At 49.5% G+C, this 24,844-nt stretch carries 12 protein-coding genes; all 12 read right to left on the bottom strand.

The window, feature by feature from the left end:
- Position 1: 1 nt before the first annotated feature.
- The 12 genes from B160_RS0100535 to B160_RS0100470 all read right to left on the bottom strand — a co-directional run bounded on the left by B160_RS0100535 (position 2) and on the right by B160_RS0100470 (position 24,620).
- Positions 2-2,941: a polysaccharide lyase family 8 super-sandwich domain-containing protein gene (locus B160_RS0100535; RefSeq protein ID WP_018625878.1), complete on the bottom strand. Its 2,940-nt coding sequence runs from the start codon at positions 2,939-2,941 to the stop codon at positions 2-4.
- Between the two features lie 44 nt (positions 2,942-2,985).
- Positions 2,986-4,314, bottom strand: coding sequence for a sulfatase-like hydrolase/transferase (locus B160_RS0100530; protein WP_018625877.1), 1,329 nt, complete (start codon positions 4,312-4,314; stop codon positions 2,986-2,988).
- A 41-nt stretch (positions 4,315-4,355) separates the two neighbouring features.
- Positions 4,356-7,622 carry a chondroitinase family polysaccharide lyase gene (locus tag B160_RS0100525; RefSeq protein WP_018625876.1) on the bottom strand — a complete coding sequence of 1,089 codons (3,267 nt, stop codon included), beginning with the start codon at positions 7,620-7,622 and terminating at the stop codon, positions 4,356-4,358.
- An 88-nt stretch (positions 7,623-7,710) separates the two neighbouring features.
- The gene (locus B160_RS0100520; RefSeq protein WP_018625875.1) at positions 7,711-8,901 is read right to left on the bottom strand and encodes a glycoside hydrolase family 88 protein; all 1,191 of its coding nucleotides are present in this window, start codon (positions 8,899-8,901) and stop codon (positions 7,711-7,713) included.
- A 536-nt stretch (positions 8,902-9,437) separates the two neighbouring features.
- A complete protein-coding gene (locus B160_RS0100510; RefSeq protein WP_157557837.1) occupies positions 9,438-10,805 on the bottom strand; it encodes a sulfatase family protein in 1,368 nt (455 codons plus the stop codon).
- A 220-nt stretch (positions 10,806-11,025) separates the two neighbouring features.
- Positions 11,026-13,494, bottom strand: a complete 2,469-nt coding sequence (locus tag B160_RS0100505; protein ID WP_018625872.1) for a DUF4962 domain-containing protein — start codon at positions 13,492-13,494, stop codon at positions 11,026-11,028.
- 128 nt (positions 13,495-13,622) lie between these two features.
- A complete protein-coding gene (locus tag B160_RS0100500) occupies positions 13,623-14,873 on the bottom strand; it encodes an MFS transporter (protein WP_018625871.1) in 1,251 nt (416 codons plus the stop codon).
- A gap of 53 nt (positions 14,874-14,926) precedes the next feature.
- Positions 14,927-15,886: an ROK family protein gene (locus tag B160_RS0100495; RefSeq protein ID WP_245562133.1), complete on the bottom strand. Its 960-nt coding sequence runs from the start codon at positions 15,884-15,886 to the stop codon at positions 14,927-14,929.
- Between the two features lie 45 nt (positions 15,887-15,931).
- A complete protein-coding gene (locus B160_RS0100490; protein WP_245562132.1) occupies positions 15,932-17,476 on the bottom strand; it encodes a sulfatase family protein in 1,545 nt (514 codons plus the stop codon).
- A gap of 101 nt (positions 17,477-17,577) precedes the next feature.
- Positions 17,578-19,086: a sulfatase family protein gene (locus B160_RS0100485; RefSeq protein ID WP_018625868.1), complete on the bottom strand. Its 1,509-nt coding sequence runs from the start codon at positions 19,084-19,086 to the stop codon at positions 17,578-17,580.
- Positions 19,087-19,299: 213 nt separating this feature from the next.
- Complete coding sequence (locus B160_RS28030) at positions 19,300-21,402, bottom strand: RagB/SusD family nutrient uptake outer membrane protein (RefSeq protein WP_018625866.1); 2,103 nt, start codon at positions 21,400-21,402, stop codon at positions 19,300-19,302.
- 32 nt (positions 21,403-21,434) lie between these two features.
- Entirely contained in the window at positions 21,435-24,620 is a 3,186-nt protein-coding gene (locus B160_RS0100470; RefSeq protein WP_026309421.1) for a SusC/RagA family TonB-linked outer membrane protein, read from the bottom strand.
- Positions 24,621-24,844: the final 224 nt, after the last annotated feature.

Here is a 24,844-nt window from a genome sequence, read left to right as displayed (position 1 = left end):
TTTATTTTATTATTTCCACGCCCACCGGTGCTGCATTGTACAGCACTGTCTGATAATTATAAAAAGCGTCATCTCTTTTATCGGCCAGTTCTGCCACTATTTTAGCCCCCCTGCCTTCGGATGTAATGGTTACATACTCGCCCTTGCGCGGATAAATGCCACCGAGCATATAATCATACTTACCGGCTTTCAATGGTGCAGATATATGAAAAATCAATTGTTGCTTATTGATATCCGGTACGGGATTGCTTACCGTCAGCTTCCAGCCACCGCCCGTATCGCGCAGCATCAGCTGGGCGGGCTGCTCTGCTTTTATGGTTGTACCGCCAATGGTAATTTCGCCAGCCTTAAAAAATGCGGCCTGCCAGGTTTTTGTTTGGCTGTCATAAAAAGCGTGTGCGTTTTCTTCCTTTACATATAATGCTTCTTTGGTGTAGCGCTCGGCAACGGCGGGCATTTCGGCTGCTGTAACATTGGGCACCAGCGCATAGGCATAGCCCGCACCGGCGGGGTTGGCGCCATGGCCTATGGCAATAATATAATTGGGGTTGTTGTTGGCAATGGACTTATCGGTAATATTTATTTCTTTGCCGGTCTTGATGATGATTTTTTGCCTGCCCTGCGGAAAAATAACATAGCCTCTTTCGCCAACATGCGCCCATACGGGCTTATCGGTTTCAAAGCCGTTATTTACAGACGCATCTGGTTTAATGGTTTCTGTTTTGCCATCGTGATAAATAGTAAGCGTACCGTTTAAGGTCGATTGATCGATAGTGGTTATAATTTCATTACCCTGCCCGGCGGCAAGGCGCTGTATATGGCTGCCCAGCGCCACTATTTTATCATTGGTAAAATGATAGGTTTTATAGGCCGTGGCGGCGCTGTATTTTTCGCCGGGCAGGTGATGGTAAATAGCCATGCCCGAAATTCCATCGCTGATTACCCCTCCCACCTTGTTCCTGCCTGCAAGAGAGGCCGAAGAGTGCCCCAGGGGCATGGCATCACTGCGCCATTCTTCGGTAAGGCCGGGCAGTGCGTGCCAATCCATATTGCTCAATACTTTATCCGAATACTCTTCGCCGGTCACCCTCAAAGGCAAAATACCATAGCCCGCATACCACGATTTGCGCGGCTTGCTAAAATCTTCGGCGCCTATATTGAGGTCCGACTTTAGTTTTACCGAGGCGTAATAGGGTTTTTCATGCTCCCCCCGCCTGTGCACCAAAAAAAGATTTACCCAATAAGCAACGGTGCCCGAGTATTCGTATTTATTTTTTTTGATAGCATCGGCCACTTTTTCCAGTTCATCCAAACCATTGATCTTCGTATCGGTGCTGCGCGATTCCTTTAATTCTTCAACGGCTGTTAAATAGGTATTGGATATAAATTTTTTCAGGTCCGATAAAAAAGTTCTGCCCGATACCAGGAAATCAAACCTTCCCTTATAGATAATTTGAGGGTAGACATGCAACAGGCGATCGACAGGAAACTGGTAGTTTTTATCTGCCAGTTTGAAATCGGTATTTTTAAACTGGTTGAAACCGGTAATACCATCGGTAAGCCATTCAAAGCCATAAGCCACCATGGCCGCATCAGTACCCTCGCCCACGTGGTGCGATACCGTTCCATCCGGCTGAAAGCCCGACTGGGCATACTCTCTGGCCGGCAGGTCGTACTTGGTCATCCACCGCGCTACATCAAATACAACTCCGTGCGGGCTCCATCCCGGCGAAAGGCTAAATCCTTTAAACGGTTTGTCCTTATAATAATCGCTGTACCAATACTGCACATAGGTCATGGGGCGGTTATAATCGGCCCACATAACAGGCAGGGCCAGCATCATGCGGCTGCGATGGCCCAGGTTGGCATCCGCCCAGGCACCCGATGAGCGCAGGGTATCGGTAATCTGGCCCCAACGTTCGGCAGGGTCATTTATATTCCGGCGGCCGGGCGCTACGGCCATCGCCGTTTGATAAAAACGCACCAGGTTATTATACACCCGCTGCGCCTGTTTATCGCCTTTTTTTATACCATCCAGTACATCGGGCATTAGTTGCACCAACGGCGTTATCAACGCATCCGAAATACTCCATTGATGGGTGGCCACCTGCACTTCTATTATCTTATGTAGCTGTAAATTGGAAAAGCCATCGCCCGTACAGTTGCCAATGGGTTTGCCGTCAATTATCACATCCCGGCCCTCCACCGGCACCGCTTCGGTATAGGCGTTAATAGCACTGTAAAGCGCCTGCTTCAGGCGCACTCTTTCTGTTGCATTACCCTGCGGGCCATATTTTTTTGATGTAGCGTAGGCATATCCCAGGCCACCGATATTGTTGGCCACCGCCTCCCAATCGTACTCGATGCTTTTGCCTACGGGCTTGTAGGTCATGGGATCTTTATGATAAAAAGGAAAGGCGGTAAACGCACCGTTATTTGCTTCCAGCTCATCCACCATTTGGGCAACGGCCGCATCTTTTAATTTCTTGCGCCCATACATTCTTGGCGTACCAATCGTTACCGGCTTGTATCTTTCAAACAAGGTCTGCCAAAGCGTTTTTTCCACTACTTTTACGATAACGGAAAATTCGTTAAGGGTCTTTGCCCCGTCCTTTAGCTGAAGCGTCAATTGCTGATCACCGGTATCTTTTATTTTTTGCGCGGCTACCAGCACGCCCGTAATACGGCCGGCAGGATCAAAAGCCGTTTCCACCCTAAACAAATCATCTTTTTGATTTACAATTTCAAAACGATAGCTTTTGGGAACGGGATCGGTAAGCACATCTTTATTGCGCTCCAGGTGTATTTTACCCGTCACCTCAGTGCCTTTGGGGCAGCCTTTGGCAATATCAAAATAGCCTGCAAAGATGACCTCCTGTGAGCGGGCAGCCACAGCAAGAACAAATAACGCTACCAATGTAAATAAATATTGCTTTCTCATTTTTTATGATTTCATTTTTGCATTTCGTTACCCGTTCCAGCACGCTACAACCCATTTTTATCAGGATACGCATCAAACAATTTTGTCAGATGCGCCTGTTGTTTTATGAAAGCAGCATTGCCGTAGCGGTTCATTCTTTCTGATGGATCTTCGGTTAAATTAAACAGCTCGCGCAATGGATTTCCGGTACTGTCGGTAGTAATGCGTAATTTCCATTCGCCATCTTTTACGCCCTCCAGCACCCGGTTGTAATAATAAATGGGGCGGTGCGGTCGGTTATAATGCTCCTGGGTCAGCAACTCTTTTACCGACTGGCCGTCGAGCGTGTACCGGGGCAGCTTTGCGCCCGTCCACGCCGCAATGGTGGGTAACACATCGATATTGGAAATGGGCGTGCGGATCACCGCGTTTTTTAAGGTATGACCCTGATAGTATACAATAAAGGGTACGCGGTGGCCGCCCTCGTAGGAAAGCCCTTTGCATCCGCGGAAAATCCCCGCCGCACCTACATGATAAGGCCGCGTAAAGCCATCTTCATACATTCTTGCAGGCGCATTGATCCAGGGGCCGTTATCGCTGGTAAAAATAAAAATGGTATGGCGTGCCTGTCCTGTAGCTTCCACCGCTTTCCATACGCGGGCAAGGCCATTGTCAATATCTTCAATCACATTACCCAGCGCGCCACCTGCCGAATGCAGGCCTTTTTTTTGCGCGCTCCAGTAGACCGGCAGGTGCGGCATATTATACGCCAGGTAGAGCATGAATGGCTTTTTTGCAGCAGCAGATTTCCGGATAAACCTTATACTCTCATCGGTGTACAAGCCCGTAAGCGCGCTGTCCTGCGGTTTATAAATTTCGGGGGTAGTATTGCGGAAAATTTTGATCGTGGTATCCGTTTTCACATAGGGGTACCTGTAATCGTGACTATAAAGCATTCCGTAGAACAAATCGAAGCCCTGTTTATTGGGCAGGTATTCATCATGATCGCCCATATGCCATTTACCAATGCAGGCAGTAGTGTAGCCCGCTGGCTTTAGCATTTCGGCAATCGTCACTTCGGCCTTTTTCAACCCCTTTTCATCGCCGGGACCAATGGGCCAGTTGAGGTTGGTCCGACTGCAATACCGGCCGGTCATCAGCGAGGCGCGCGAAGGCGAACAGGTAGGCGACGTGGTTACAAAATTGGTAGCCCGCACACCCTGTCCGGCCATCTTGTCCAAAAAAGGGGTATTGATAAGCGGGTTGCCATAACAGCCGATATCACTGTAGCCCATATCATCGGTCAATACAATGATCACATTGGGTTTCTGCTGGGCCATGCATAAACCCCAGCTCATGCATGCTGATAGCAGTATAAGGATCTTCTTTTTCATTTTCAAAATACTTTTCCTGTTACCAGGTAATCGCTGTTCTTTTATTCAACTTCGCCGCTGCCAGCTACGCGCTGTTGCAACGGCACATCAATGCTTTCACCATCCCGGCAATAGAGCCTGATGATGGTTTTCCCATCCTTTATTTCATGATCGATCAGCGGTACAATATGCCGGGCCGGATACCATTCGCCTTTCAATGTAACCGTAACCACACTGCCCTTGTTCCAGGTATTGTTAATACTGTCGGGCATGTTCGACATATTGTGCCCCCACCTGGGTTGCTGAATGTCCGGGTCGGCAATGGTCAGCAACAGGCTGCTGTCGTTTTCTTTTTTAGCCATAGCCAGCAGGGGCGCATCCGTACTTTGCAAAATACCAGCCAGTGACCGGTTCGGCTCAAAAATGGCATAGGCAGTAATACCGGCAAACCGGTGCCGGATAATGTGAGCGGCGTTGTTTTTCTCCAATACCTCGTAGGTCTTGTTTTGCAGGTAAGGCTTTGCCGCAGCTGCCGTTGTATTGAGCAGGATCTCGTATTCGTACCCCTTGTTTTGAGGTGCCGTACCATGGTCAAACCAGGCCCTGGTATAAGTAGCTTCTATTTTCTGATAGGGCTCACCCTTCGCCAATGCTATTTTCTTTTGGTCGCCTACATTGGCAGACCGGTAGGCAACCTGCGGTTTCTGGCTCCATACAATATCCTGCCCTCCGGGGATAATGTATTGCAGTCCGTTCTGGTCGGTAAACCAGGCCCCGCCCGCTTTCTGTTCTCCGCTGCTTATTATTTTACCGTTCACAAAATTGGGCTTTTGCGGGTTGGTGTGATATTGAAACAGGGTTGTAACCGTGTGGTAACGGCCATCCCGGTTATGAATACCGGATCCGAGGCAAATAATTTCATTGCCGATAAAGAAATAAGATTTACGGGCACGGAAACTGCTATCAAATAACGACCGGTCTTCATCGGGAAAAACATCGTCCCTTAAATCGAAGCCAAACAGGCCATTCCCTTCCTGGTGAACACCGCTGGCCATCCGGCTTTCGGAAAAATTCCGGTGTTTGCCTTCGATATATTTTTCATCCGGTTTGGCAAAATACAACACTTTATCCGCCGGCAGCATCTTGGTGGTAGCACCGGGCAGCATGCTCCAGTCGAAACCATTGTTCATTTCCAGCCCGGCAAAACCGTCTTTTTCATTGCCCTGCGCGGTGATCAGCATGCCATGACTTAAATACCGGCCCAGGTTATTTTCATTCTTCCCTCCCGATTCGTAGTCCCACACATATTTGTTGTAGCCCTTTACAGTGGCAAAGGCATTCCCCTTTCTATAGGTGAACAAACCCGAAAAAGGCATTGCTACGGCGCCATCGCCGGGCTTCGCGGCCTGGTCCTTCATTTGCCGGTGCAGGCCTGCCATTAAATTTAAAGTGCCATAAGTGCCCGAATAGGTAAGCGCCGGGAACAGCATCCCTTTTATGCCCTGCGGATCCGTGATGCCGTATAAATAATTGAAAAGACGGCCCATTGCTGTATCGGCCACCGTATTGCCCCGCATACTCATGTAAGCGTAAGCGGGCAAAATAAATGTATTGATCGAATTATTACCGAGGGGAAAACGCCCTCCCACGCCGTAGTGTATCTCTACGCCGTAGGCGATTTGGGCCTGGCGCACCAGCGCCTGTTTCAAATTGGCCGTAGATTGCGCCGATAATGCATAAGGCGTGCCCTGCAGCAACCAGTGCATGAGGGCCAGGGTATTCAGAGCATTGGTACCATAGGTGTTGAGGTAGGTACCCCGATGGTGGTAAATCGAGAAATCGGGCTTGAACGTATCGCTATAGCCCGGCGCTATAGCCGTTGCATGATCCAAAAAGCGTTTAAAATCCTGCAGCATTTGTTGCTTCCGGGCATTATCGTCCATCAGTAAAATGGCTACCAGTTTGGCAATAGCGCCACCGCGTATAAGATCGGAGTTTTCGCCATGGGTATTATCGATATGCAGCAATGAACCGAGCCGGGTATGCCAGGCCAGCATATCCGCCTCTGGTCTTAATTTGTTTTGCGCCTTCAATTCATCTCTTAACAAGAAAACGGGAACAGCAATGGGTGCCATTTTTATAACATGATCTACGGTACCCATACTACTGCCCGCAGCCCAGCCCTGGTCTAGGAAATAATCAAAGGCCCGCAGCAATTTTTCTTTGGAAGCCTGATTGCCATTGAGCTTATAATCCATTGCCAACGGGAACAAGACGGGCTGCATGGCATTTTCAAACACCATCCCCTCAGCGGCAGGGTGCTCATCTCTTATACCAAACAGGGGCAAACCGGTTACAAATCCATTTTTGGTTTGTATGTTCAATTTATCGTAAAAGCTGTTGGCCGCCCGTATCCGGCCCTCCATGTCTTTTCCCATATTTCTGTAGCGCTCTTTCCAGCTATCGGTACCATCGCCCAGTATTAAGAATTGCAATCGATCGGCGATCTGCCTGCTTCCGGCTGCCAGCAGCCCCGTATCGATCGTTTGGGTATTGTTACCGGCGTTAAATGCCTGCCAGGGTTTCAGTATTTCGTAGGCATCGGCCGAACGCAGGCCGGCACGTTTGTGGTTTACAAACTGTGCATCGGAATTTCTTTTGTTGGATACAAATGTGAGTAGTGTAAGATGGTCAATAAACAATTTTCCTGTCCTTTCCTTTACATTTTGGGGGTAAGCTATCAGGGCATTCAATTCATCGCTCCCTTTATAGCCGAGCACACTGGCATCTTCTTCAAATCCTACCCAAACCGTGCGCCAGCCCGTAAAATCGAGGTTAACGGCAAAACGGTATTTGGGATTTTTTTGCGCGGCTGCTACATCCTTCCCTACCTGGAAAATGAGCTGACCGCCCGCCGGTTTCTCCTGGTATAGCCATATTTTAATACCCCCAAAACGGTCTTTGGGATAAAAAGAAGGTTCGTAAACTTCCGGCTGCCCACCTTCAAAAACCCCGCCCGCTTCTTTCAGACCCTTTAATGAGGGCACCTGCAGGGTGGCGCCTTCGCTCCAGTCCCACTGCAGCGAGCGCCGCCCGTCCTTATAATGCGCGGCAGAAAGACTCAGCCCTCCATTTTTTGCCGACCAGCCGTTTATATCCGTTTCCCCCTCAAAACCATACCGGCCGGTGATAATTCTTTCAGCCGGGCTGCCCTGCGGCGGCTGGGCTGACGCGGTGGTAGCCAGCACCATGAAAAAGAGAAGTAATTGTTTTTCTACCCATGTAGATAAGTGGGTCTTATTGACCGGATAGTACCGTAAAATATTCATTGGCAATTTTTTCCGTCTTTGTTTAAAATGTTTGAGCCGTTAAAATTAATAAGGACGCCCTACGTTCCTATGATGAAAACAAAAGCATTTACACGCTTCTATACTTTTTTTTCAGCTCCTTATACCGCAGCAGTGCCTCTAAAAAATAGTAATCGGCATAAATAAGTCCGGCATCCAGTTCCGATTTCCGAAGATAGTTGCCTGTAGCATGCTTTAGTAAGAAAAGGCCTTTTCCTGTTTCGTTTAAATATCCGGGCGAAGCGAGGCTGCTCAGAATCTTTTCTGCCGCTGCAAAGTATTTTTTTCCATGTACGGACAGCGGCGCCAGTTGCAAAAGCGCCGATGCGGTAATTGCCGCGGCTGATGCATCGCGCATGGCCGATATTTCCGGCGCACTATAATCCCAGTAGGGCACCATATCCCCGGGCATATTGGGATGATTGAGAATATAAGCTGCAATATGATCGGCTTGTTGCAGGTATGTTTGATCGCGCGTATCGCGGTACATAAAGCCAAAACCGTACAGGCCCCAGGCCTGGCCCCGGCTCCAGGCAGCGGTGGCCGGATCACTGTTGCCATTGTTCCAGTCGCGCCTGCGCATGGCCCCGGTCTGGGGGTCATAGTCCACTACATGGGAGCAGCTGTAATCGGACCGGTACTGGTGTTTGAGCGTGGTATTGGCATGTGCCACGGCCACCCTGTAAAAGCTGGAATCCCCGCCCAGGGCAGTGGCTTTTAACAGCAGTTCGAGGTTCATCATATTGTCGATAATTACCGGAAACTTCCAATCCCGTTCGGGCTGGGGGTTCCAGGACATGATGGACTGTACCCGGGGATTGTAGCGGGTAAGGGCCGTGCGCGCCGAATGAATGAGGATATTTTTGTAGGCCGGATCCCTGGTAAGGCGGTAGCCATTGCCATAGCTGCAATACATGATAAATCCGATATCATGATTGTGGGTCAGGTCTTTATCAGCCTCCAGCATTGCCGTGGCCTGCCGGGCTTTTTGAAGCATCGTTTTGTCACCGGTGAACTGGTACACCAGCCAGAGGCTGCCGGCATAAAAGCCCGAGGTCCAATCCTCAATGGGCTGAAATCCCTTTTGCGGAGAACGCGGCATACGGCCGGTGGCTTTTACGCTATCCCAGGCATTTTGAAGGTATTTTCTCTCCAAAGAAAAAATACGGGCAATTTGCTGATCGCCTAATCCGGGGGGCCGGGCATGGAGTAACAAAAAGCTGGTAAAAAGAAGTATGGCAATCAATGCAATCTGTTTCATAAACAAATAAAGCCCAAACAGCTCTTTTTTACTTACTCTTTTGATGAAAAGAGTTTTAAAATTGATGAACCGGTACTACAGGACCAATGCATCCCGATAATTTTCGCCCTAAAAAAGCATTTTTTTGATTCCACTGCACTGCACAAAAGTTAAATAAACCTTCCGTGCTTCAGCATCTCCTATGCCTGCCACTGATAATACGCCGGTGTCAAAACTATTGCTGCTCCCGGTCAGTGGAAACACTATAGCTGTCAGGTTAATTTTAAGAATTTGAGGGTCAAAGGCAAAAGCTGCATCGCAGCATTGCTCTTATCAGCAACGAACACAGATGAATAGAGGTGCAACGCGCCGGCATTGTAAGTCTTTTCCAAAAAAGACACCTTCCGCACTGCGGCTACGAGCAGGTTCCCGGGAGTTCTTGTTACAATGATTTGCGGCGGCCTGATCCCTGTTTCAACTCCCGAATGCATTCCGGGGGCAATACCCGCTAACAGGAGACGGAGTGCCGCAAGGACTCCAAAACCGATCGCCTCCGTCTATAATGTATGGCTAGCAAACGGATCCCCGTTTTCTTTGCACCAGGTCTTTAAGTACCGGCGCATGGTGCGCAGTTCTTTTTTGTAGCGGGGCTGCACAGCAAGGTTATTGATTTCGCCGGGGTCCTTTTCGAGGTCGAACAGCTGCTCTTTGATTCTGCCCTTACTGTACACAATATATTTATAATTCCGGGTAATAACGGCCCTGCCGCTGATGCCCAGCAGTTCCTCATTATCGGCGAAATCGGTTTCAATGACCAGTGTGTCCCTCAAAAGCGTACCCGGTCCGGCGATCCTCTTGCTTATATCCAGTCCTTTTAAATAGGCCGGAACTTTTACACCGCTAAATCCGCAAATAGTGGGAATGATATCGGTGCCGTTGCAAACCAGCATATCATCGGTACGGGCTTTCCACTGGCCCAGCCGCGAAACAATGAACGGCACTTTGGCGGCTTCTTCATACAGTACCTGCTTCTGGTTCCAGCTGTGGCCCGCATAGCCATCGCCGTGATCGGCCGTAAAAATGATAATGGTTTTCCTTTCCACGCCATATTTCTTCAGGGCATACAGCACCTGCCCGATATGCGCATCTACTTTCTCCACCAGCCGGTTATAGGCCCAGCGGTATTGACGCCACTGGTTGCCCGTCCACCCGATGCTCGGGTACGTGCGCGCGTTGGATCGCTGCTGCTTCCGTATCATCTCGGGCTCATTGGCGGGCTTCCGCCAGTTGGCGGGCAGGGCGGGACATTCCTCCGGGGGTGGGGCATCACCCAACACATCCATCTTCAGCGCTTCTCCCCTGGCCCACTCGCAGATATCGTGGGGATTTAAAAAGGAAGCCACCAGCAAAAAAGGCTGTCTGGCATTTTCTTTTATAAACCGGGCACAGAAGGAAGGAGTGGCACCATCATTAAAATCCTGAAAACGGGTATTTTGAATATACTGAAAGCCATGCTGGCTGACTTTGGAAACAGGTACGGGCAAATGCCATTTGCCTACATAGCCTGTTTTATATCCGCCATCCGCCATGATCTTCCCCATCATCAACAAGCTATCGGGCCAAAGACCGTCCTTTTCAGGGGCATTGCCCACAAAGCCGGTTTCAAAAGGCATCTTGCCGCTAAAGATAGCGGTACGTGAGGGGGTACAAAGCGGTTGCGCACAATAGGCCCGGGTAAAGCGTACACCGTTGGCGGCCAGCTGGTCCATGGCCGGGGTGCGCAGGTCTTTGTTGCCGGCAACGCTCATGGCATCGGCCGTTTGCTGATCGGTCATGATGATGAGGATATTGGGTCGCTCCATATTTTGCGCCCGGGCTGCAGTGCCGCAGCATATCCATACCAGCAGCTGAAACAATTTTGTCATAAGATAATATAAAGTCTTACAGATGGTATCCATTTTTGCATTTATTGTTTAACGTTTTCTATGCATTCTTCAATCTAACCTGTTTTCATACAAAGTTGAAGTATTTAAGCCCCGGTTTGTTCTTTTGACCGATCCTGATCTGTTCTCTGTATCCGTTCTGTATCGCTCGTGTATCCCTGCTGTATCCCCTCACAATGCGCTTTTTCGGAATTTTCGCGACCTACTCCACCACGGCCGGTATAGGCATATTGACACTGCTGGTCATTTTCCCCTTTTTATCTCTTAAAGTTGTTTTGTCTCTGCCTGCCTTGAGCACGGAGCCACCGGTCCGCACCAGCAGCAACGCCGGCTTTTGAGCATCCATTTCGGCTTTTATTTCAATATTGCCCACCTTATACACACCCGGTGCCGCCTGTTTTACAGCCTGTATGCCGCTTTGGTCATCGTTTAGCTGAAGCACGGCTAAAAACCGCATCCCGTTCGATCGCCGGGCCAATGTAAAAGAAGCATGGTATTGGTTGGGGGTAGCGCCATATTTCTTCTTAAAATCAACCGGCGGCGAAAAAAACTGGTCGGTAAGCGCTGCCTTTAGCGGGCCGGACCCGGTTACAAATGCCTGCGCATAATTTTGTTTGGTCTTTACCGATAACCGGTTGTTTTCATCCAGTTCGGGCTGTTCCATGGTATGCAGTAAAAATGTCCATTCGGAGGGCTGCGCCGATTCCAGCACATCATAAATGATGACCGTATTGGGATGCACGAAGGCTATATGCCGTTCAAATAACTTCAGCTTCGCATCGCCAAAACCAAACTCCGATGTTTGCCGGATCTTATTTTGGGCGCAAAGCTCCAAAAATTGCGGGTCCGTCGTAGGCCTGTAGGCCATCGTGGCATCCCCGCATACATAGCCGATACTTTCGCTGCTGATGAAGCGCTTGATCCATCCGTACCCTTCATGCCCAAAAGCCTGGCCATTACCATTTACCAATATGCCGTTGTGCGCCCGGGTATGCCGGTACGCGCTAAGGGAATGCGGATCTGCAAACGAAGTATAATAACCGGTGGAGTAGAATACCGGCTCACCCTTACGGGAGATATTAAAACAGTTTTGATTGGCATGCATGTGGCCCTTGGCGCCAAAGGGCGATGACCGGAAGTAGAGCGATGTGCTTTTGCCGCTGTTCAGCACATTGGTATGAAAAGCAGCCAGGCCCACGCCTTTAAACATCTTGCCGGGCTCCATATTTTTGGGCGGCGCATATTGATCAGGGTTGAACTGTATGTTGTTCACCACCTGGTACCAGGGCTCAATCCCTGCCATTTGTTTTTCGTAGCCGGCTTGCCCGTTTCGCCTACCGGCTTTTAACAAAGCAGACAGGCGGTAAAGCGCTTTGGAGTCCTGGTTTTCTTCCCCCTCTACCAGCATCATCGGTCGACCCACATTGCCAATATTCACCCGCTCGTGCATATCGCCAAAGCCCGAGATCCTTCCGTCCACAGGGGCAAAGTAAAAAAAGTAGTCGGCCAGGTTCTGATACCAGCCCATTTGAAACACATCTACACCACAGGACTTTTTGAGCATCAGCGCCATATCCACAATGGCGGATTTATTTACGCCAAAATACCCGATACCTTCTGCCCATCCGCCCTCCTGGGTAGCAAGGTTCGGGAACCGGGCCATAAATAACTCGTACGTATATTCCAGCATTTCATTACTGGAGGGCAGATCGTTTACCGTGGCCAGCGCCGCCAAAAAATTGCCGGCCAGCTCCATTTGCCAGAAATGATTGTCCACATGCCGGGCTTCGGTAAGACCGGGCCATTTTTTTAACCCCTGTTTGATCTGCCGGTCGATAACGGTCAGCACCTTTTTTTTGGTACCGGCCGGAAGTTCGTTGTAAAGCACATCGCACCCCCTTGATAAAGCCATTAAAACCTGCGATCCCAAAAGATCATTGGTGGGCCAGGCAAGCAGTACCCCGGTCCGGTTCAGCAGCTCCTTTTTAAACGCAGGGTTGCCGGACAGCACATAGGCTTCCAGCAAGCGGTAATACAGGTCGATCTCTTTCTTACCGGTTTGGTTCAACGCTCTTTCCGTAGCCGGATCTTTGCTTTCCACGGGGCCGCGGTATATGGGTGCAGTCAGCGCTTTTTCGCCGGCCTCAATTATCTTTTTGTAGAGCGGATGCTGCGGCGCCTCTTTTTGGATCTGTGCCAGGCTTCTGCCCTGGTTCATCACCCGTGGGTGCGTGGCCGGTATGCGGCTCAAAAGGGTTTTAAAATCAGGGGTAACCATACCGGCAGCCCCGGGCTCAATCACAAAGGAATATTTGCCGCGGGTGGTGATCTGATCTTTATTGATGATGTCGTACTTCCAATACCATTTACCCTCGTTCAGTTTCTGATGGGGATTAAAAAAGCAAAAACGCTGGCGCGCGCTTTCAATGGTTTGCCCTTCCGGGAACGCCGGGTCCCTGCTGAGGTACACTTTGTACAACACATCGGAACCATTATTCTTTTTCTCCGACGTCCATAACAGCGCGGGGGCATTATTTTTTATGGACGTATTGTTGGGGAATGGCGATTGACGGAACTCTTCGACCACGGCGCCGGGAAGCGTATCGGTAGCCGGGCTTACTACCGGGGTAGCCGGACCAAAGAGCAAAAAAAGAAAGGATAAAATTGTCATTTTGTATATTACTTTTTTAGAAACCGCCCTTTTTCAGGTCCCTGGCGATCGGTACCTTCTCCATCAAGCCTGTTTAAATTTTCATTGTATCCCTAATCTCCGCAAATTAACGGCAGCATCCCGTTTCATTATAGGTCCTCCTTCTTTCTGCTGATGGTTTGATTATTGACCAGCGGCCTGGCATAAGCGGCAATAAAGAAAATATATCCCAGCGTAATGTATAAAATCATCAGCGCATAACGCAGCCCGACCACATCGCCCAAAGCACCTACAATAAAAGGGACCAATGCGCCACCAAATATACCGGAGCAAAGAATGCCTGAAAAAGAGCCGTGGTGCGCAGTAACGGAATTCAGCGCCAGCGAAAACACGATGGAGAACATGACCGATATTGTAAACCCGGCAGCCGGGAAGCTCCATAGGGCCAGGTCCTTTCCTCCAAATAAGGCCATGCTTACCGCAATGGCCGACAATACCGTTGCTATTTTTAATACCCTGCGCGAGTCCCACAATTTTAACACCGCCAGTCCCAGCAGGCAACCAATGGTCATCAGCCCCCAAAAGGCAGCTACGGCTCCCGCCCCGCCCGTTGTAGGGTCTACATGATGATAACGTTTTAAAAACTCCGACATCCAGTTGGCGAGCGACTGCTCAGTACCTACATAGGCTACAATACCCAAAAAGAACAGCCATACCGCCCTCTTTTTTAACAGGGCCATATATACGGCTGCGGCGCCGGATTTTTCGTCGTCCTTCAGTTCTACCCGTGGCATCTTTATAAGAGCCAGCAATACAAGCATCAATGCAAAAATAAATGCAAACAGCCAGTAAAGCGCCGTCCAGTGCAGCCCCCCGCGCACCAATCCTCCCAGTGCGCTCACCAGCGGGTTGTTCACCGGCGCTGCCAGCGTTTTCATCAGGTACGAAAAAACAAAGGGGCTTACAAAAGAAGCAAGACCAAAAACCAGCTGCCCCAGTACAGAGAAAAAAGCAAAATGCTCCTCGCCGCCCGCAGTCCGCATAAGCGGATTAATGATCACCTGCAACATGGCCATGCCCGCACCGATGATAAACAGCGAAGCCAGTGCCATGCCATATTGCGGATTGAAAGCAAACAGCAATGCTCCGGCCAGGTTTAACGCAAAGGCAATGAGCATCGATTTTTTTTCACCCAATAGCTCTATCATGATACCGGCGGGGATGGACATGATGCCATAAGCAAGGAAAAAAGAAAACGGCAGAAAGGCGGCCATCGTAAGACTGAGCTTGTAGGTATCAATAATGATGGGCATCAGCGGCCCTAATATGTTTGTAACAAAAGAAATAACAAACCATATTAATAAAATCACCCCTACCAGAAAATTACTTCTTTGTTTCATATGTATATTTTTTGTCGCCACAATGGCACAAAAACGCGAAGAAAAAAAGCCTGCTATCCTCGTGTATCTATGATTAAATGATCTTTCAATGCTTTAGCCGTGCAGCCCAGCAAGCCGGCCTGGTTGCCCAGCATGGCTGCGGCAATGGTCGTATGTGCCAGGGCTGCGGGCATGGCGGTATTCCTTACTCTTCTCTCTATCTCCCCGATATAAAAACTGCCTGCTTCGCTGATGCCTCCGCCAATTACTACTTTTTGCGGACTAAAAATATTGACCAGGCCGGCAATGCCCGCGGCCATATAATCGAAATGGCGGTGCATTGCCCGTATGGCGGCGGCATTGTGCAGCCGGTATTGCTCCACAATATACCTGCCATTTACACCCCTGCCTGTGTCTTTGCTTATCTGCCGGTAGTTATTGACCAGCGCGGTTACCGAAGCATACGCCTCAAAGCAGCCTTTGGCGCCGCAGGTGCAGGGTGCGCCGTTGTGCTGCAGCATCATATGCCCCAACTCCGCCCCGCGGTTTTTGTAGCCGCCATATAATTCCCCGTTGATCACCACGGCCCCGCCAATGCCGGTTCCAACAGTAAGAAAAACAATATCACTGCAGCCTTTGCCCGATCCAAAAACCAGTTCACCCAGGCCCATCATATTGGCATCATTGTCGATTACGATATCAAAGCCGGTCTGCTTCTTCAGTATTTCACCAAGAGGCAGGCCTTCAAAACCAGGCAGGTTATCGGCCCCGCCAATTACCCTGTTGTCATCCACAATACCCGGGAAGCCAATCCCTGCACCCGCCACATTGCCGTCAACGGCGCCGGCGCATTGCCGGATGGCTTCAGCAATAAGGTCAATTACCTCCTGCTCTGTGCGGGCTCCGTCAAGCGGCTTTAAAAAGTCCTGTACAATTTCCCCGGTATGCGTTACCACACCGCATTTAAGGGATGAGCCCCCCACGTCTATTCCTATGGCATAAGTTGCCGGCATCGTATTGATCCTCCTATTCATTTTCTATTACCAAGCCAGTGTTTTATGGGATGAAAAATCAACCTCTCAAATCGCCCTTTTCAGGATCTTTTCCGCATCGGCATCTTTGTATTTTTTTATGATGGCTTCCAGTTTTGCTTTCATTTGTTTTACAACCGGCGCTGCGGCTTTTAAGCCGTAGATATTGTGAAGCTCGTTCGGGTCACTTTGCAGATCGAACAGCTCCCAGCTTTCTACCCGCTTGTAAAACCGGATGAGCTTGTATCGTTTTGTTTTGATGCCAAAATGCGGCGAAACAGCATGCTCGCCGTTCTCGTAATAATGATAATACAGCGCATCGCGGGATCTGTAACTTTTATCTTTTTTCAGCAGGGGCAAAAATGATCGTCCCTGCACCCCTGAGGGCATTTTTGCATGGGCGATGTTGACCAGCGTAGGCGCTATGTCAATATTCATTACATAATCTTTAACAACTGTTCCCGGCTTTATAACGCCGGGGTAGCGCATCAGCATGGGGGTCCTAAAAGATTCTTCGTACATCCAGCGTTTATCGAACCAGCCATGCTCACCCAGGTAAAAGCCCTGGTCCGACATGTAGATGACCACCGTATTTTCCGACAATCCTGATCTGTCTAAATAATCGAGCGTCCTGCCGATATTCCTGTCCAGTGAGGCCGCGGTAGACAGGTAATCGCGCATATAGCGCTGGTATTTCCATTCTACCAAATCTTTGCCCGTTGGCTTTGCCTTATCAAACCGGACTTTTATCCTGTCGTAGTAAGCATGCCAGGCCGCTTTTTGCTCGGGCGTCATTCCATCGATCCGGAACGAGCCCAGCAATGGCGAGCCATCATAAACCTTCAGGTCCTGCGCCAACCGGAGGGTTTTGTCAATAGACATATCCTGCACCGCCGCTGCCTTCCTGCTCTGATAATTGTCGTAAAAATCATGGGGCAGTTCAAATTCAACACTATCATACCTGCCCAAATCTTCTAAATCGGGCATCCATGTCCGGTGTGTGGCTTTGTGTCCGATCACCAGGCAAAAAGGTTGATCATTCTTTCTCTTTGCCAGCCAATCAATTGCTCTATCGGTAATGATATTGGTTACATAACCGGGAAACTGCTGTTTTTTATTTCCGGGCAGCACGAACCAGGGATTATAATAATCTCCCTGGCCGGGCAGAATACTGTAATCATCAAAACCCTGCGGCGTACTGTCGCCCAGGTGCATTTTACCGATCCAGGCAGTTTGGTAGCCGGCAGCCTGCAATGCTTTTGCAAAGCTGGGCTGATTAAAGTTAAAATTGGAATTTTCGTTGTCTTTAAACCCGTTCATATGGCTGTATGCGCCGGTAAGAATGCAGGCGCGGCTGGGCCCGCAAATCGAGTTGGTGACATAGGCCGCCGAAAATAAAGCACCTTGTTTTGCCAGCCGGTCAATATTGGGTGTTTGCACCTGCTTGCTGCCATAAGCACTGATGGCCTGGTAAGCATGATCATCTGAAATAATGAGCACAATATTGGGCCGCTGCTGGGCCATCATCCTTCCCGCAATCAGTAATGCAAGCGTACAAAAAAATAGCAACTGTTTTTTTATCATTTTATTCATTGAACCTGTTAATACTACCCGAAGTGTCCGCAAACAGCGATGTGAAGCGTTCCCGCCTCACATCGTCCTATATTTTATCCTTTCCCCGGATAATCATTGAGCTATTTCAAATAATCGTAGGCCGGTTCCAGTTTAAAGCGCCGCTGCATTTCTTTGCTGGGGCGCGGCGTTTTGTCTGGTTCACTAAAATAGGGCGCTATATCCCATACCTTCGTATCGCCCCCAATGGCGCGGGGGTCTTTTGTTTTTACCAGGTACGCGTCCATTTTGCTGATCAGATCGGCTTTTATGATTGCATACTTTGGGTTGTCTGCCAGGTTGTGCAACGCGTAAGGATCATCTTTTATATTGAATAATTCGATCTCTGGTCTCTTGCCCATGCCCAGATCAAAAAATGGTTTTACTGCCGGGTCGTTCTTGTGCTCCATAATATAATACTTCGTTTCTCCCGGCCAATTGAGCATATACGGATCAATGTCGCCATAAAACGGCGGATCACCGGCCGGCCATCTATCGGGCTCATTGTTGCGGATCAGCAGGTAGTCCTTCGTACGGATCGCCCGGCCCGGATACCCCATCCCATGCCGGCGCACAAAGGCGTGACGTTCGCGGCCCAGCACCACAAAATCCCTGTCGGGTCCGGCAGACACGGGTTTTTCATCTACCACCGGCAACAGGCTTTTGCCGGTCATAGCTTCAGGTATGGGCAAGCCCGCCAGCTCAAGAAAAGTGGGTGCCAGATCGTTCAGTGTTACCAATTGATCCGTTACGGTTCCCTTTTTAAATTTCCTGGGCCAGGAAATAATGAGGGGCACATGCGTTCCAAAGTCGTACAGGTTGGCCAGGCCACGCGGCATCTGCCAGCCATTGTCGCTGCATACAACAATAATGGTATTGTCCAGCTCTCCGCTTTGTTGCAACTCGTCCAAGGCCTGGCCCAGTTCCCGGTCAAAATGTTCCACCGCAGCGTAGTAGTCTGCTATATCACCGCGCACAGCAGGCACATCCGGTAAATAGCCCGGCACTTTTACTTTAGTTGAATCAATACCGGCTTTCGTGCCCGACCCCTCCACATAAGGACGGTGTGGCTCGTGGCTGCTGATCCAGTACGTCCAGGGAGCATCCTTCTTTTTTGTTTTCAGAAACTCCTCAAAGCTGTTAAACATATTGCCACCGGGATTCCGTTTGCGGCCATTGGCCTCAAAACTCCCCGGCCCCCAGCCTTTGCCCTGCATGCCGACCTGGTAGCCGGATGCCTCAAGCAGATCGGGATAAAGCTGGTACTCCATGGGCAGGATGCTCCAAAGATCGGCCCCCTCCTTTAACCGCCAGATATCCTGGCCGGTGAGGAAGCCCGCTCTGGATGGCGTGCAGGAAGGAGCACTGCAAAAGGCGTTGGTAAAGCGGACACCACCGGCTGCCATTTTATCCATATTCGGCGTCCGGACAGTTTTATCGCCATAGCAGCCGGCATGTTCGGCCGACTGGTTATCGGACATAATAATTAAAATATTGGGGCGTTTGGCTGCTTCTGTTTTTGAAGACCCGCAGGCCGTAAAAAACAATGTCATGCCCAATAAAGCTACAATTGCTATCAATGATCTGGTCATATTGTGTTTCATTTCGAAAATTGAGCATCCATACGGACGCCACAATCCATTCTTTTGCTAAAAAATAAATCCTGCTAAATCAGAGAACATACCTGCCGCTTTTATTTACCACAGGAACCTCCTGCACCGAATATGGGCACCTACTGTTCTCCATATCTTTATACTGCCCCGAATGGCACAGATGCAGCTTTACCTCCCCGGCAACAGCGCTCTTTACCAATTCGGGTTTTTAGCCATCCCGCTGGCATCTACTTCGCTTTGAGGAATGGGGTACAGCTCATGCTTGAACGTAATAAAAGTGGTACCGGCAATATAGGGAAAATTGCCGCGCATGGCTTTTAATGCGTTTTCCGTTTCCATAAGCACCTGCTTCACCGATGTTCCGTCGGCCGGGTTACCCCAGCGTATTAAATCGGCTTTGCGCAGGCCTTCAAAACAAAGTTCCCAGGCGCGTTCCTGCTTTATGGCGTCCAAAAATATTTCCTTGCTCATGCCGGAGCCCAAATCAATTTCGGATTGGGTAAGCTGCGGCAACAACCTGGCAATAGCCGTAGCTCTTGCTTTTGAAAAGGTAAATATAGCGCCCGTTGCCGCAGGAGAAGCGCCTGTTGTATTGGTGGGTGGCGTATTGGTAGAAATACCCGCTGTGGTTACGGTATACAGATTGTTGCCATAAGACACCAGTGCATCGGCCACATAATTGGTATTGGGCTGCCATTGGGGCACTGCCATAGTATCCCAGGGAGCGGCAATGGTAACGGTGGGCTCGGAGGTATAGCCGGCGCCGGTATACGTAGATTGTATGCCACTCAAACGGGTAACACCACCGGAGGTAGCCACACTGGTTACGGCTGCCTTAGCGCCGGAGCCGCTGCCACCGTTGATTTCAATGGCCGGCCAGGATGCGGCACCGGAGGTATAGCCCGCGCCGCCGCTGGTTAAGTACACCCTTACCCTGTTTTTAATATCGAGGCCAAGGCCGTAAGCGCGCCGGCGTACCTGGTTGATGGCATCCAGTGCAATGGCATTGGGGCCGCCGTTCAGTTCGTTCTCCACTTCGGCACGCAGCAACAGCAGGTCGGAATAGCGCATGATCACAAAATTGATATTGGTCTGCCCCTTTTCATTTGCCGCATTGGTTTGCCACTCCCGGCTCCATTTCCCGGGATAGATCTGCTGGTTGGTTGACCCGGTTACCGATATGGGCTGCCGATCGCCGGCAGAATCGATCCTGTAGGTTGCTACCGCAAAATCCTGCCGCAGGTCCAAACTATCGAATGACTGGTAAAACAGCGGTGTGGTATAAATAAAAGTATTTCCTCTGAAATATTTTCCGGTTACGGTAGCGGGAACGTTATAGTTACCGATTTCAGAGTTGCCGGAAGACACTCCGAACAACGCTACCTGGAAGATATTTTCGGTGGGCTCCAGCACATGCTGACACTGGTTTTTAAATACCTGCGCATAATCGGGGTTCAGTTTATATACATTGGCCGCCACTATTTCGTCTATCAGCGCTTTGGCCTTGGTATAATACTCGCGGTAGTTGGCCGGCCGGTTGATGGTACCATCCATCCGCAGGGCATAACCTCCTGCAAAAACGTAAACTCTTGCCAGCATCGCCTTAACTGCCCATTTGTTCACCCGCTCGTCAACAGGCATTGCAGCGGGCAGCAGTTCGGCAGCCTCGCTCATATCCTTAAATATTTGCTCATACACCTGGGCAGCGGGGTCCCTTTTTACGTTCAGGTTACCAGAAGCGGACGGTACCAGCCTGATGGGCACATCGCCCCAAAGCCGTACCAGTTCCGAATAATAAAATCCGCGTAAAAATTTGACTTCGCCCAGCAGCCGGTTCAGGTCTGTTTTCTGAGCGGCCGTTCCATTGGTAAACAAATCCATTTCAGGAATGCGGTCAATGACAATATTGGCCCGGTTAATGCCATTCCAAAGCGTATTCCACATACCGGTAACCATACTGTGCTGCGCATCAAAATTGTAATGCCCCAGGGTGCGCTGATCACCTGAGAAACCGGCCCCTTCTATTTTTGATAGATCATTATCAATGTCGGACATAATAGAAAGATAATGCCCATACCCACCATTACGGCTTGTCATTGCTTCGTACACACCCAGCGTAGCTGCCTTTGCCCCGTCAACATCCGAAAAAACGACTTCACCGCTAAAAACGGAATAGGTATTTTCTTCCAATTGCTTTTTACAGGATATAAATAATATCAGTACAAAAAACAATCCGCAACAGGTTGCTTTCTTCAGAAGTGGGATCTTTTTTGTTTCAATATTTTGCGCTTGCATATATTTACTTTTTGTAGTCAGTTTAATGTTATTTAAAACGCCAGGTTTATCCCTGCCAGAAATGATTTTCCCCTTGGATAGGCCCCAAAATCCACCCCGGGTGTAAGTCCCCCTCTGTTTACCACGCTTACTTCGGGGTCATATCCGGTGTATTTGCTGGCTACATAAAGATTGTAGGCCGTTACATATATGCGCGCATTGCTCAGCTTTGCCCGCTTTATCAGTTGCTTGGGCAAGCTATAGCCCAGGCTGATGTTGTTCAGGCGGAGGAAGGATCCGTCTTCGATCATTTTATCATAAAGCCTTGCACGGCCGTTGCCGGCACCGCTGCCATCATATACCGGAATCGTTTTGCCTTTATTGAGCGCCATCAGCTCTGCCGGATCGGTAACCCTCTGGCCGGCGGCATTGATGCTCATCCAACGATCGGCCTGGTAAGCAAAGGCGTTATTATAATCATTCACAAGGGACGACATAAACAGCTTGTTGGCATTGTAGATATCATTGCCATATACCCAGTTGATAAAAACTGTGAGGTCGAAGCCATGATAGGAGAACGTATTGTTGAGCCCGCCAAAAAACTTAGGCTGGGCATTACCGATGATGGTTCTGTCCAGATCATTGATGATGCCATCCGGCTCACCGTTGGGGCCGCTGATGTCTTTAAGCTTTAAATACCCGGGCTGTACGCTAAAATTCGCATCTACCGGTACGCCGTTTTTCAATGTATACCGGGCATTGGCATTGGTGGTATTGGGGTTATAGTTAAAATCATCTACGGTGTATAAACCATCGTACACCCAGCCGTACATATTGCCAAGCGGCAAGCCTACCTGTAACAGATAATCATTGGCGCTGGCAAAGCTTTGGGCATAAATGGAACTTACGCCATCGTTCAGGCTCAGTACTTTGGTTTTGGGAAAAGTAATATTAAAATTGGTATTCCAGGTAAAATCCTTGTTTTTAATATTGCTGGAAACCACTGTAAGTTCAAAGCCCTTGCTGGAAGTGGCTCCGATATTTCTTAACTGGTTGGTATAGCCGGCCGTGCCGGATATGGCCGTATTGTACAACAGATCTTTGGAGCGGTTATCGTAGTATTCGGCGGTAAGCGTAACGCGCTGTTTGAATAAACCTACATCCAGCCCCAGGTTGGCTTTTACATTGGTTTCCCATTTCAGATCGGGATTGGGCAGGGTATTTTGATACGCCGTACCGGTATTGTTATCATTGAGTGGGTAATTACCATTTACAAATACCTGGGACGACAGGTAATTGGGTACCCGGTTGTTACCGCTGTTGCCCCAGCTGGCCCTTAATCTCAGATCAGACAAAGCGGTATTGCCTTTCAGGAATTTTTCATTGATGATCTTCCACGAAGCCAGGAAGGTGGGAAAATACCCCCATTTATTCTGCGGTGCAAACTTGGACGAGCCATCGGCCCGCATAATAGCAGTAAACAGGTAGCGGTCATCATACCCGTAATTGGCCCTGCCAAAAAAAGAGATCATCATATTATCCTCAGCATAGGAAGTAGGGATATCAGACAAACTGGCCATATCCAGCGCATCCCAGCCCAGGTTTACAAAGGGGAACTGCCGGGCATTGACCCCAAAACTTTCCGAGTAATCATATTGCTGTTCCTGTCCCAGGGTAACATCCAGCTTATGCTTTTCATGAAACCGGTTGCTGTAGGTGAGCGCGTTATTATAGTTCCATCCGAATTCATTACTTTGACTGATAGAGCCGCTGGGGCCGCCGTCGCGCCGCGCATAGGCGGATTTAGAACCTTCAAACCGTTTATTTTTGGTGTTCCCGTCTTTGAACGCCACTACTCCCCTGTAACTGAGATGCTCCACAATATTATAATCCAGGGTAGCGTTGGCGTTGAACAATTTTCTGCGCCGTTCCCTTAGCTGGCTTTCGGCTGCGGTAACCGGGTTTTGATAAATATTCCCCTGAGCGGTTCCCTCCAGTTCGGGATCTTCATCCAGTTCAATAAACTCCTCATCATTGCTCAGGAGACCCAGCGTAGGTCTGTAACGAAAGATATTCTGGAGACCGTTATACTGGCCGTTTGAGCCCGTTATTCCCTGCGTACCAAGCCCTGTAACCGTTTGATCGGAATAATTGACCGTGGCAGCCACTTTTACGTTTTTACCGGCATTGTGGTTAATGCCCAGCTTGGCTACATTTTTTACCGAGCCGCTGTTTTTCATTACGCCTTCATCATTGTTGCGGGAAAAGAAGAAGTTGAACCGGGTTTCGGCGCTGCCGCCATTAAGGCCCACCTTGTGATACTGGCTCATTACGGGGTCGCCAAAAACAACATCCTGCCAGTTTACCCCCTTGCCCCCGTACCGGTATTCGAGCGAGTCGAAACTACCATATCTTCTTTCGAAGGCCGTTTCATCCACAACATTCCCTACACTTTTTTCATATTCCAGCAGGGTGTACTGGTAAGCATCCAGCATGGGTATAGTGCGGGTAATTTCCTTAAACCCTACATAATTATCATAAGTGAGCTTTAACTTTCCCGCTTTTATTTTTTTAGTGGTGATGTTGATAACCCCGTTTGCTCCACGGGAGCCGTAGATATTGGCAGCACCGTCCTTCAGCACGTCAATGGTTTCGATATCGGTTGGATCTAAAAAACCAACCCCATCGGGTTGGGGTACCCCGTCCACCACATACAGCGGCTCATTGCTCTGGCTGATGGAAGTGCCCCCCCGCAGGGTAACTGAGGGATCGGCCCCGGGCGTCCCATCGGGCATACTCACCTGCACACCCGCCAGGCGGCCCTGTAAAGCCTGTGCCACATTTTGCACCGGTACCTTGGCCAGTTCATCCCCGTTAATGGAAGAAACAGCCCCCGTAAGGTCGCGGCGTTTGGCCGTGCCATAGCCAATAACCACCACGTCATCGAGGCTTTTATTGGCATCCGTGAGGGTTATATCCACCCGGCTGCGGTTATTTATTTTTTCATTCCGGGGCTCGTAGGCCACATGGGTAAAACTAAGTTCGCCGTCGGGGTCGGCATTGATCTCATAAGTTCCGCTATTGTTGGTAAGAGTGGTTTTACCGCCTTGCATAACCGTTACACCAACAACCGGCTCCCCGGCGGTATTGGTTACTTTGCCCCTTATCGTTTTAGCGCCCTGCCCAAAAACAGGTGCAAACCCGCCCAAAAACATCAATAAAATTAGAAATTGTCTCATTTCCCGGTTTTAATTTTTTCAGAATAAATGATGAAATAGCGCAATCATCCCTCTCGATCACACAAACAGTCGTTTGTTTTAATTTATGCAAACATCTGTAACAAATTTATAGGGCTACATGAAAAATCACTTCCAATATCGTCTAAAAAGCTTCAAATTTTGATGAAAATGAGTGGGCACCGGAAACCAGTCCGGGTTTTGACGGGACTGGTCAGGGGGGCTGC

The sequence above is a fragment of the Niabella aurantiaca DSM 17617 genome, from assembly GCF_000374125.1.
GTDB classification, from domain to species: Bacteria; Bacteroidota; Bacteroidia; order Chitinophagales; family Chitinophagaceae; genus Niabella; species Niabella aurantiaca.
Note: the sequence above shows the minus strand (reverse complement) of the source record. Positions and strands in the feature narration are given on the sequence as shown.

Coding starts and splice junctions, on each gene's coding strand:
- B160_RS0100510 (WP_157557837.1), bottom strand. CDS start 10,805: ATGACAAAATTGTTTCAGCTGCTGGTATGGATATGCTGCGGCACTGCA.
- B160_RS0100470 (WP_026309421.1), bottom strand. CDS start 24,620: ATGAGACAATTTCTAATTTTATTGATGTTTTTGGGCGGGTTTGCACCT.
- B160_RS0100485 (WP_018625868.1), bottom strand. CDS start 19,086: ATGACCAGATCATTGATAGCAATTGTAGCTTTATTGGGCATGACATTG.
- B160_RS0100500 (WP_018625871.1), bottom strand. CDS start 14,873: ATGAAACAAAGAAGTAATTTTCTGGTAGGGGTGATTTTATTAATATGG.
- B160_RS0100490 (WP_245562132.1), bottom strand. CDS start 17,476: ATGAATAAAATGATAAAAAAACAGTTGCTATTTTTTTGTACGCTTGCA.
- B160_RS0100505 (WP_018625872.1), bottom strand. CDS start 13,494: ATGACAATTTTATCCTTTCTTTTTTTGCTCTTTGGTCCGGCTACCCCG.
- B160_RS0100535 (WP_018625878.1), bottom strand. CDS start 2,941: ATGAGAAAGCAATATTTATTTACATTGGTAGCGTTATTTGTTCTTGCT.
- B160_RS28030 (WP_018625866.1), bottom strand. CDS start 21,402: ATGCAAGCGCAAAATATTGAAACAAAAAAGATCCCACTTCTGAAGAAA.
- B160_RS0100525 (WP_018625876.1), bottom strand. CDS start 7,622: ATGAATATTTTACGGTACTATCCGGTCAATAAGACCCACTTATCTACA.
- B160_RS0100520 (WP_018625875.1), bottom strand. CDS start 8,901: ATGAAACAGATTGCATTGATTGCCATACTTCTTTTTACCAGCTTTTTG.
- B160_RS0100530 (WP_018625877.1), bottom strand. CDS start 4,314: ATGAAAAAGAAGATCCTTATACTGCTATCAGCATGCATGAGCTGGGGT.
- B160_RS0100495 (WP_245562133.1), bottom strand. CDS start 15,886: ATGAATAGGAGGATCAATACGATGCCGGCAACTTATGCCATAGGAATA.